This window comes from Kitasatospora sp. NPDC056184, assembly GCF_042268405.1.
Classification (GTDB): Bacteria; Actinomycetota; Actinomycetes; order Streptomycetales; family Streptomycetaceae; genus Kitasatospora.
In genome coordinates, this window is sequence record NZ_JBHJUI010000045.1 from 26985 (window position 1) to 34236 (window position 7252).

Below are 7252 nucleotides of genomic sequence, written 5' to 3' on the forward strand. Positions count from 1 at the left end.
CTGGGGCTCGGGGCCGGGGGCTGCGGCGCGCGGACGCTACCGGGTCAGGTGGTGCTTGATCCGGGCGACCACCTCGGCCGCCTCGACCGGCTTGGTGATGTAGTCGCTGGCGCCCGAGGCCAGGCTCTTCTCCCGGTCGCCGATCATCGCCTTCGCGGTCACGGCGATGATCGGCAGCCCCTCGTGCTCGGGCATCGCCCGGATCGCCGCGGTGGCCGTGTACCCGTCCATCTCCGGCATCATCACGTCCATCAGGATGACGTCGATCCCGGGATGGGCGGCCAGCGCCTCCAGCGCCGCGCGGCCGTTCTCCGCCTGGAGCACCCGCAGACCGTGCAGCTCCAGGATGCTGGTGAGCGCGTAGAGGTTGCGGTCGTCGTCGTCGACCACCAGCGCGGTGCGGCCGGCCAGGGTCGGATCGGCCTCCGGGCTCCAGGCGGTGTCCCGTTCGGTGCCGCGCACCAGCGGCAGCACGGCCCCGGGGCGGTCGGCGCTCATGTGCAGCGCGACGCGCTCGCGCAGCTCGTCCAGGCTGGACAGGAACTCCAGCGGCCGGCTGCCGTCGCGGCGCACGGCGTGTTCGTCCTCCGCGCCGACGCCCCGGTTGTGGTGCGCCAGCACCGGGACGGCGTGCAGCGCCGGGTCGCGCTCCATCTCCTCCAGGAGTGTCGCCGCGGTGCCGTCGGGCAGGTCGAGCTCCAGGACGACGCAGTGGCAGGCGGAGGTGGCCAGCGCGGTGGCGGCCTCCTGGGCGCCGACCGCGGTGACGATCTCCACCTGGCGCTGCGCGCCGGCGTAGCGGGCCAGGTCGGCCACGGCGTTCTCCGCCACCAGCGACAGCAGGCCGTTCGGGCGGCCCTCCACCACGAGCAGGCGGCGCGGACCGTCGGCGGCCGGGCGGCCGTCGGGGCCGTGCTCCCCGCCGCCGGACGGCTCCGGGGCGCGGCTCGGAGCCCGGCGCGGGGCGCCGTCCGTGCGGACGGCCGTGTCGGGGCGGGCGGCGGGCAGGTACAGGGTGAAGGTGCTGCCCCGGCCGAGGGTGCTCTCGACGGTGATCGCGCCGCCGAGCAGGTAGGCGATCTCCCGGCTGATCGACAGGCCGAGACCGGTGCCGCCGTACTTGCGGCTGGTGGTGCCGTCGGCCTGCTGGAAGGCGCCGAAGACGGTCTCCAGGTGCTGGGGGGCGATGCCGATGCCGGTGTCGCTCACCCGGAAGGCGAGTACCGGGCCGCCGTCGCGCCGTACGCCGTCGGGGAGTTCGGCCGCGGCGGCCGGCTCGATGCGCAGCTCGATCCGGCCCTGCTCGGTGAACTTGACCGCGTTGGACAGCAGGTTGCGCAGCACCTGGCGCAACCGGTAGTCGTCGGTGGCGAGTTCGGCGGGCACGCCGTCGACGGTCTGGACGGCGAAGGCGAGGTTCTTCTGGCCGGTCATCGGGCGGAAGGTGGCCTCGACGTAGTCGAGCAGCGCGGGCAGCGGCACGGCCTCGACGTTGACGTCCATCTTGCCCGCCTCGACCTTGGAGAGGTCGAGGATGTCGTTGATCAGCTGGAGCAGGTCGGAGCCGGCCGAGTGGATGATGCCGGCGTACTCGACCTGCTTGGCGGTCAGGTTCCGGGTGGGGTTCTGGGCGAGCAGCTGGGCCAGGATGAGCAGGCTGTTGAGCGGGGTGCGCAGTTCGTGGCTCATGTTGGCCAGGAACTCCGACTTGTACGTCGAGGCGAGCGAGACCTGGTGGGCGCGGTCCTCCAGCTCCTGGCGGGCCTGCTCGATCTGCAGGTTCTTGGCCTCGATGTCGCGGTTCTGCGCGGCGAGCAGCTCGGCCTTCTCCTCCAGCTCCGCGTTGGAGGCCTGGAGCTCCTCCTGGCGTGCCTGCAACTCCTGGGAGCGGGCCTGGAGTTCGCCGGTGAGCCGCTGGGACTCGCCGAGCAGCTCGTCGGTCCTGGCGTTGGCGATGATGGTGTTGACGTTGACGCCGATGGTCTCCATCAGCTGGTCGAGGAAGTCCCGGTGGACCTGGGTGAACGGCTGGACGGAGGCCAGTTCGATCACGCCGAGGACCTGCTCCTCGACCACGATCGGCAGCACCACCAGGGACAGCGAGCCGGTGCGGCCGAGGCCGGAGGAGGCGGCCAGGTAGTCGGGCGGCAGCGAGTCGACGGTGATGGTCCGCCGGCTGCGTGCCGCCTGCCCGACGAAGGACTCGCCCAGCCGGAAGCGGGTGGGGCGCTCGCCGTCGGGGAACGCGTAGGAGCCGACGAGCTGCAGCGCCGTGCCCCCGGGGGCCTCCTCGGCGAGGTAGAAGGCGCCGCACTGCGCGGAGACCAGCGGGGCGAGCTCGTCCATCACGGACTCGGCGACGACCACGAGGTCGCGCCGGCCCTGCATCAGCGCCGAGAAGCGGGCCAGGTTGGTCTTCAGCCAGTCCTGCTCCTCGTTGGCGCGGGTGGTCTCGCGCAGCGACTGCACCATGAAGTTGACGTTGTCCTTGAGGTCGGCGACCTCGCCGGAGGCGTCCACGGTGATCGAGCGGGTCAGGTCGCCGGCGGCGACGGCGCTGGTCACCTCGGCGATCGCGCGGACCTGCCGGGTGAGGTTCCCGGCGAGGCGGTTGACGTTCTCGGTCAGCCGCTTCCAGGTGCCGGAGACGCCCTCCACCTGGGCCTGGCCGCCGAGCCGCCCCTCGGAGCCGACCTCGCGGGCGACCCGGGTCACCTCGTCGGCGAAGGAGCTGAGCTGGTCGACCATCGTGTTGATGGTCTCCTTCAGTTCCAGGATCTCGCCGCGCGCGTTGACGGTGATCTTCTGCGAGAGGTCGCCGCGGGCCACCGCGGTGGCGACCTGGGCGATCGCCCGGACCTGGCCGGTGAGGTTGCCGGCCATGAAGTTCACCGAGTCGGTCAGGTCGCGCCACGTCCCCGAGACGCCCTTCACGTCGGCCTGGCCGCCGAGGATGCCCTCGGTGCCGACCTCGCGGGCGACCCGGGTCACCTCGCCGGCGAAGGAGCTGAGCTGGTCGACCATCGTGTTGACGGTGTTCTTCAGCTCCAGGATCTCGCCCCGGGCGTCGACGGTGATCTTCTGCGACAGGTCGCCCTTGGCGACCGCGGTGGCCACCTGGGCGATGTCGCGCACCTGGGTGGTGAGGTTGCCCGCCATCGCGTTGACCGAGTCGGTGAGGTCCGCCCAGGATCCCGACACGCCCGGGACCTGGGCCTGGCCGCCGAGCTGTCCCTCGGTGCCGACCTCGCGGGCGACCCGGGTCACCTCGGAGGTGAACCGGGACAGCTGGTCGACCATGCCGTTGAACACGGTGGCGATCTCGCCCAGCAGCCCGTCCGCGTCGTCGGGCAGCTCGGTGCCGAAGTCGCCGTCCCGCACCGCCGTCAGCCCGGCGAGCAGCAGCCGCAGTTCGGGCTCGCCCACGTGCGCGGTGTCGGGCCCTTCGTCCTGGTCGTGCTGCGGGCCGTGGAAGGTCGTGGGGCCGGCCATCGAACGCTCGCCTCCGATCCTGGGCACCGCGGGGACGGGTCGGCGGACCGGTCCTCGGGCGCGGTGTGTACCGCTTCGGAGGCTACCCCACCCCTTACGGCGGTTGAAAAATAGTTGGTGCCTGAGGCAACCTTCCAAGGGTCCCGCCGCCCCGGCGCCCGTCCGGCCGCCTCCGCGAAACCTTCACAGCCGGTGACTGCATCCTTCGGCGCATCCGGGGTAGCGGGCGCAGGACCGTGCCGACACGACGGAAGGACTCCCATGGTGGCCCCCACCGGTGACTTGCTCGTTCCCGCCGTTGCGTCGTCCCCCGGCGGACTGCGCGACCTGCTGCCGCCCGAACTGGCGGCCGTGGAGGACCCGCGCGAGGTCGCGCCCGCGGACGCCCGCGAACTCACCAAGGTGCTGCTGCGCCGCCTGGCGACCCTGGAGGAGGGGACCCGGGAGTACTCGTACGTCCGCTCCACGCTGGTGGAGATGAACCTCTCCCTGGTACGGTTCGCGATCCGCCGCTTCGACTCGCACCGCGAACCGAAGGAGGACCTCCTCCAGGTCGGCGCACTCGGCCTGATCAAGGCCATCGACCGCTTCGACCCCGAAGTCGGTGTGGAGTTCACCACCTTCGCCCTGCCGACCGTGCTCGGCGAGATACGGCGGCACTTCCGCGACACCACCTGGGCCGTCCACGTCCCGCGCCGCCTCCAGGAACTGCGCATCACGCTGGCCAGGGCCCAGGAGCGCCTCGCGCAGGGCCTGGACCGCGCCCCGACCGTGGCCGAACTGGCCGAGCACCTCGGGATCGGCGCGGAGGAGGTCGTCGAGGGCCTGACCGCCGCCAACGGCCACACCGCCGGCTCCCTGGACGGAGGCGGCGGCGAGGACGGCGACGGCCCCGGGCCGCTGGCCGGCCACCTCGGTGAGGACGACCGGGAACTCGACCTCGTCGAGGACCTGGTCGCGCTCAAGCCGCTGGTGACCGCCCTGCCGGAGCGCGAGCGCCTGATCCTGTCCATGCGCTTCTGCGAGGACATGACGCAGTCCCAGATCGGTGCCCGCCTCGGCCTGTCGCAGATGCACGTCTCCCGGCTCCTGAGCCGCACGCTGCGACATCTGCGGCAGGGGATGGAGGCCGCCTGACCGCACCGCGCGGTGCGGTGACTTCCGGGGCGCGAGGGCCCCGATCCACCACCCCTCACTTGGCCGACGGGCGTGATCTCCGTAGGGTCGGACGGCACGGACATGGAGGGGAACGACGATGATGCCATCCGACAACGACCGGGGAGAGACTGTGCCGGCGGCCTCCCGGCCGAGTCCGGGACTGGTGGTGGAAACCCGCCCCGGACCCGACGGCGCCGCGGTCTGCGTCCTGGCCGGCGACCTGGACGTCGAGACGCTGGCACCGGCCGCCGAGGCCCTCGCCGGCCTGGTCGCCCAACGGCCCACGGCCGTGGTGATCGACCTGCGCGCGGTGGGCTTCTGCGACTCCTCGGGCCTGAACGTCCTGCTCCGCACCCGTCTCGCGGCGGAGCGGGCGGGACTGGAGCTGCGGCTCGCCGCCGTTCCGCCCACGGTCATGCGGGTCCTCGACCTGACCGGGGCGCGGACGGTGTTCGCCATCCACGAGTCGGTCGGCGCGGCCCTGGCGGGATGAGCCGGGGCACGCGCCGGCCCGCCCGGCGCGCGGGATCCGGCCCGGTGTCCTCCGGGCGCTGTCCGGTCCGGCGGCAGGCATAATTCCGGAACCGCCGGGAAACCGACCAAGCGGAAGACGCCGTCGATCCGAAAGGGTGCCCTCCTATGACGCTGAGCCCGGGAACCCTGGACGGAGAACCCCACCGGGCCGGCCCCGCGGCACCCCCGGGCGGCCAGCGCCGGCGGCTGACCCTGGCCGGGCTCCCCAAGCCGGTCGCCCACGCCAGGACCCTCACCGCGCAGGCGCTCGCCGACTGGTACCCGTCCGGACTCGGCGACGGGGTGGCCGAGGACGTCGTGCTGCTCGCGGCGGAGCTGGTCGCCAACGCGATGCTGCACGGCGACGGCCCGCTGGAGATGGTCCTGGACGTCACCGCGGCCCGCCTGAGGGTCGAGGTCAGCGACCGCAGCCCGGTCATGCCCATCCCGCGCCGGCCGCACGATCCGGCACTGCCCGGCGGTCACGGCCTGTTCATCGTGGAGCGTACGGCCGACCGCTGGGGCGCCGAGCCGCACAGCCAGGGCAAGACGATCTGGGCCGAGGTCGACGCCGCGCGCCTCCTGCGCGGCCTCTGAGCGACCCCCGGCGGCCGCCTACAGGCCCTCGACCGCGCGGGCGTCGCCGGTCAGCGCGTAGCGGCGGCAGGCCAGCAGCTCCTCGCAGGTGCTGCCGATCTCCTCGCCGAGCAGGTGCAGGACCGCCTCGGAACCGTGGTCCGAGACATAGCCCGGTGCGACGCGCAGGGCGAGCAGGCCCAGCTCCCGGAAGCCGCCCCGCAGCCGTCGCTGCACGTCCAGCCCCTCGGCGACCGTGGTGCGCCACGCCTCGACGTCCATGCCGTCCGGCCCGCGGACGGTCCGCAGATCGGAGGGCGGGACGTCCGGGCGCTCGCGGAGCTCGGCGACGGCGTCGGCCACCGCGGCGGCGACCCGGCCGGGCTCCTGCGGCCCGTCGCCGGCCTCCGCGCGCAGCAGGCCCATGCGCTCGGTGAGCAGATCGGCCAGCTCGGACAGCCGGCCGCGCAGCTCCACCACCGCCCCCACGTCCAGCACCGCCCAGGTGTCCCAGGCATGGGCGAACGCGGGGCCGGCCTCGCGGGCCACGGTCTCCTCGATCACCCCGGCGGTGGCCGCGAGGTCCAGCAGCCGGTAGGCCGTGGGCCGCGGGACTCCGAGTTCGGCCATGGCGTAGGCGTCCCACGAGGGATGGCCCAGCACCGCCCACGCCCGGCCCCGGTGCGCGGCGCGCACCCGCCGGGCCAGTACCAGCGCGGCGGTGCGGGGCTCCGCCACCGCCGCGCGCAGCTCGTCCGTCAGACGCCGCGCGTCGGCCCCGCCGGCCGCGGTGTCCACCTGGGGGTTGCGGGTGTCCTCCATACGCCTGGCTTGCCCGCTGCACGGCGGACGAACCACCCGACAGCGGGGCGAACCGTCTGTGACCGGCCGGTTCCGCGCGGGCTCCCGCGCCCGTTCCGCCCGCCGGGTGGCGCGCCCGCCGATTCCGTGGCATGACCGGGGGCCACCGGGGCAGACGGTGCCCACAGCGTTCGACAGCACGAGTCGAGGAAGGGCGGGGCCGATGTCCGACATGGTGGTGGCGGCACAGCTGAGGATGCGTCTGATCACCGGCGAGGCGCAGGGACGGGACCTGGACGTCGAGTGCCGCTACGAGAGCGGCGACCCGTTCGCCGTCCACCTGGACTTCGGCGCCGCCGAGGGGGCCGTCTGGGTCCTGGCCCGCGACCTGCTGGCGGCCGGCCTGTGCGGGCCGGTGGGCGACGGGGACATCCACATCGAGCCCAGCGGCACCGGCGAGCACGTCTTCATCGCCCTGGGCGGCGAGGGCGGGGTGGCGCTCCTGAACGCCCCGGTGCGCCCGCTCGCCCGCTTCCTGCGGGACACCGGCCGGGCGGTCCCGGTCGGCTCCGAGTCCGACCGCATCGACTGGGACCGCTGCATCAGCGACCTGCTCTCCGCCTGACAGTGATGATGTTCGTGGTGACGCTGCGGGTGGGTCTGACTCGCCGCCTGACTGACGTCTCGACTGTCCTGTTTGGGATTTGTCGGC

At 73.5% G+C, this 7252-nt stretch carries 6 protein-coding genes; 4 read left to right on the forward strand and 2 right to left on the reverse strand.

What is annotated here, in order from left to right:
* Positions 1–36: 36 nt before the first annotated feature.
* The gene (locus tag ACFC0B_RS39945; RefSeq protein ID WP_376098107.1) at positions 37–3519 is read right to left on the reverse strand and encodes a HAMP domain-containing protein; all 3483 of its coding nucleotides are present in this window, start codon (positions 3517–3519) and stop codon (positions 37–39) included.
* A gap of 234 nt (positions 3520–3753) precedes the next feature.
* Here ACFC0B_RS39945 and ACFC0B_RS39950 point away from each other — a divergent pair, with 234 nt between their 5' ends.
* The 3 genes from ACFC0B_RS39950 to ACFC0B_RS39960 all read left to right on the forward strand — a co-directional run bounded on the left by ACFC0B_RS39950 (position 3754) and on the right by ACFC0B_RS39960 (position 5760).
* Entirely contained in the window at positions 3754–4629 is an 876-nt protein-coding gene (locus ACFC0B_RS39950) for a SigB/SigF/SigG family RNA polymerase sigma factor (protein ID WP_376098110.1), read from the forward strand.
* 187 nt (positions 4630–4816) lie between these two features.
* Positions 4817–5143 carry an STAS domain-containing protein gene (locus tag ACFC0B_RS39955; RefSeq protein ID WP_376098113.1) on the forward strand — a complete coding sequence of 109 codons (327 nt, stop codon included), beginning with the start codon at positions 4817–4819 and terminating at the stop codon, positions 5141–5143.
* 146 nt (positions 5144–5289) lie between these two features.
* Positions 5290–5760, forward strand: a complete 471-nt coding sequence (locus tag ACFC0B_RS39960) for an ATP-binding protein (RefSeq protein ID WP_376098116.1) — start codon at positions 5290–5292, stop codon at positions 5758–5760.
* A gap of 18 nt (positions 5761–5778) precedes the next feature.
* On the opposite strand, the gene ACFC0B_RS39965 is transcribed toward ACFC0B_RS39960, so the two are convergent.
* Positions 5779–6561, reverse strand: a complete 783-nt coding sequence (locus ACFC0B_RS39965; protein WP_376098119.1) for a hypothetical protein — start codon at positions 6559–6561, stop codon at positions 5779–5781.
* A gap of 202 nt (positions 6562–6763) precedes the next feature.
* Here ACFC0B_RS39965 and ACFC0B_RS39970 point away from each other — a divergent pair, with 202 nt between their 5' ends.
* Positions 6764–7165 carry an SsgA family sporulation/cell division regulator gene (locus ACFC0B_RS39970; RefSeq protein ID WP_376098122.1) on the forward strand — a complete coding sequence of 134 codons (402 nt, stop codon included), beginning with the start codon at positions 6764–6766 and terminating at the stop codon, positions 7163–7165.
* The last annotated feature ends 87 nt before the right edge of the window (positions 7166–7252 follow it).